Source organism: Pedobacter sp. 10L46_2, from assembly GCF_056395165.1.
In genome coordinates, this window is sequence record NZ_JBFTIZ010000035.1 from 1 (window position 1) to 2,304 (window position 2,304).

Annotated in this window: 3 protein-coding genes and 1 pseudogene; all 4 read left to right on the plus strand. The window is 43.3% G+C overall.

The window, feature by feature from the left end; genetic code table 11:
* The first annotated feature begins 138 nt into the window (after positions 1–138).
* Positions 139–1,086, plus strand: coding sequence for an SPFH domain-containing protein (locus AC1DDX_RS05990; protein ID WP_288880316.1), 948 nt, complete (start codon positions 139–141; stop codon positions 1,084–1,086).
* Between the two features lie 2 nt (positions 1,087–1,088).
* Positions 1,089–1,337 carry a hypothetical protein gene (locus AC1DDX_RS05995; RefSeq protein WP_172663659.1) on the plus strand — a complete coding sequence of 83 codons (249 nt, stop codon included), beginning with the start codon at positions 1,089–1,091 and terminating at the stop codon, positions 1,335–1,337.
* Positions 1,337–2,083, plus strand: a complete 747-nt coding sequence (locus AC1DDX_RS06000; RefSeq protein WP_477621863.1) for a hypothetical protein — start codon at positions 1,337–1,339, stop codon at positions 2,081–2,083. Before AC1DDX_RS05995 ends, AC1DDX_RS06000 begins: the two co-directional genes overlap by 1 nt.
* Positions 2,084–2,091: 8 nt before the next feature.
* A pseudogene (locus tag AC1DDX_RS06005) lies at positions 2,092–2,304 on the plus strand (DUF6620 family protein); the annotation flags it as partial.

Here is a 2,304-nt window from a genome sequence, read left to right on the forward strand (position 1 = left end):
GGTGTAGACGGTATGTAGATGCTTTTAGTGTTTTGTGTAGCTGTTTTGTAGACAGCTAAACCTTGGAAATCAATTCCAATGTTCAGAATTTTGTACTTATCAAATTCTATTCATTCTTCATTATTAGCTAATCCGAGTATGCAATTACCGTTTATTGAGATCATAGAATCTGTAACCCCCGATCCGAACATGTTGATGTGGAAGTTTGCAGATGGGGACAAAGAAATAAAGAATGGTGCAATATTAACCGTTCGGGAAAGCCAGTCTGCATTATTTCTGAATGAAGGCCAGCTGGCAGATGTATTTTCCGCTGGAAAATATAAACTGGAAACAGAAAACATTCCGGTGCTGACACGTTTGAAAGGTTGGAAATACGGTTTCCAAAGTCCTTTCAAGGCTGATGTTTATTTTTTTAATACGCACCAGTTCATCAACCTTAAATGGGGAACACCAGTGCCAGTGCTAATGAGAGATAAGCAATTTGGACAAGTGCGTGTCCGTGCTTTCGGCTCGTTCAATCTCCGTATAAAAGAAGTAGGAAAATTCTTTAAAGAATACGCAGGTACCTATCCTCGGCTAACCATTGCCGAACTGGAATGGGGAATTCGGGACTTCATTGCAGCAAAATTTGCGGAAGTGCTGGCACAGGCAGGTATTGCAGTGATAGATGTGGCGGGAAATCTCTCTGTTTTGAACGAAAAGGTGCAGCCGCTTATTCAGCCTTATTTTAGCCAACTCGGACTGGAGGTAACCAACTTTCTGATCGCCAGTGCTACGCTGCCAGAAGAGGTGCTAAAACATTATGATACTGTTACCGGAATGAATATGGTAGATGATATGAACAAATTCTCTCAATTCAACACGGCTAATGCTATCGGAAAAGACCATACTGCTTTGAACGACGCAGCTAAACAGGCAGCTGCACTTTCAATGATTTTGAATCACCAGCAGCAGCCTGCTAGCCAGCCCCAGCCTACGGATGATATCACTACCCGCTTGAAGAAGCTGAAGCTGCTTTTTGATGAAAAACTGATTGATGAAGCAGAATATGCTACTAAGAAAGAAGAGCTGCTAAAACTCCTGTAGATATGGCAGAGGAAGAAAAGAAAAAGACGCTGACCTACGTGGAAAAGCTGAAGCAACAAGCCCTTTCCCAAACGAATTATGGAGGAGAGATACCGGACAAAGCAGCGCGGATGGAAATACGTGATTGCCCTAATTGCAGTGCCGGCAGGGCCTACCGCGATGGTTTGACGAATTGTGCATATTGTGGGTTCCGCTTCATGGATAGTAAATTGACAGACGGTATTCATATAAAGAAAGACAATAATTCATAATGGAAGAACTGTTAAGGCAAACACAAGAACGATGGTTTGTTTTTCTGGAAAAGCTGGAAGTAAGGATGGGAGAGATGTGTAACGCTGCCATTCCGGAGCTGAAAGCGATTTTCAAAGAGGATCAGGACCCGTATAAAAGAGCACACGGCCGCATGCTGGCAGGGTTGCTGGGCCAGTTACGCCGGATGCAGGACCAAGCAAATGAAGTAAAAGAGGATAAGATTCTTGGTCTGATATATTCATCAGGGGTGTTTACATCGAACGATTTCAGAGAGGCCTGTTTCAACCGCCATTATGCTTTTGAAAAGCGATGTYACGATTATACTTCATTGTTACGCGAAGCTGCCGGTCAACAGGATCTGGAGGCATTTTACCAGGAGCAACTAGCTTCATTTGCGTTAATAAAAGACCAGTTCACCTGTAAGCAATGCGGAGGAAAAATAGCGATCTCCAAAATGTTCTTCATCGCAACGTATGTGACTTGCTTGTATTGCCAGACACAGAATACCTTTATGCCGTCCAGCGGTGCACAGATGGTTTTGCATAATGCACGCAGCCTTGCCGAACAGCGTACTGCACATTTGTTAAAAATCTATGAGGAACGGCAGCCTAAAGATCCTGCATTATACCAGCAATATCTTCGTGCAATGTTTGACCAATGGAACCAAATTACCCCAGATATGGAAGAAGAAAATGAAAAGTTCTATCTCCGCCTGCTAAAAGATAATAGCATTAATCATTTATAAATATTATTATGTCGAACAATCCATTATTAGAACCCATTCATGGGATTAGCCTCGAAGATTACAGTGCCGCATGCGCCAAACTGGGAAGCGGTTTGAGCGAAGAAGCAATCGCAAAAGCGCTCGGGATAGAATTACCGGTATGGCAGGAAGCCAACCTGCTCTGGCCAGAAAGAATGAAGCAGGATCAGACTTATGAGATCATGACGCTGTTTGGCCAGTAT

Coding starts and splice junctions, on each gene's coding strand:
- AC1DDX_RS05995 (WP_172663659.1), top strand. CDS start 1,089: ATGGCAGAGGAAGAAAAGAAAAAGACGCTGACCTACGTGGAAAAGCTG.
- AC1DDX_RS05990 (WP_288880316.1), top strand. CDS start 139: ATGCAATTACCGTTTATTGAGATCATAGAATCTGTAACCCCCGATCCG.